Source organism: Stenotrophomonas sp. SrG (assembly GCF_050031795.1).
Classification (GTDB): domain Bacteria; phylum Pseudomonadota; class Gammaproteobacteria; order Xanthomonadales; family Xanthomonadaceae; genus Stenotrophomonas; species Stenotrophomonas rhizophila_A.
In genome coordinates this window covers 1-253 of sequence record NZ_JBNBBE010000551.1, presented here as the reverse complement: position 1 = coordinate 253, position 253 = coordinate 1, and the positions used below count along the sequence as shown (strand labels likewise).

The window sequence follows — 253 nt, the reverse complement described above, 5'->3', positions numbered from 1 at the left end:
CGACGCCGTGGTGTTCCCTTTTCCGCTGTCCTGCGAACTTCCTGCCCCGATGTCCGGTGAAGTCAGTCTCTATGGTGTGTTCGTCCCGACCCTGCTCGGGCTGATGCTGCTGGCCTACCTGCTCACGAGCGGGCTGCGCCTGGTCCTGCAGCGCCCCGGCGCCTACCGCCACATCTGGCACCCCGCCCTGTTCAACCTGGCCGTGGACGTGAGCGTGCTCGGCGGGGTGGTGTCCCTGATGCGTTGGAGGCAA

The 253-nt window shown here is 66.8% G+C and carries 1 protein-coding gene; it reads left to right on the top strand.

The features are described 5' to 3' along the window. Positions 1 to 49: 49 nt before the first annotated feature. The coding region (locus ACQG3P_RS20820; RefSeq protein ID WP_426806114.1) for a DUF1656 domain-containing protein at positions 50 to 253 on the top strand (204 nt) is incomplete at its 3' end.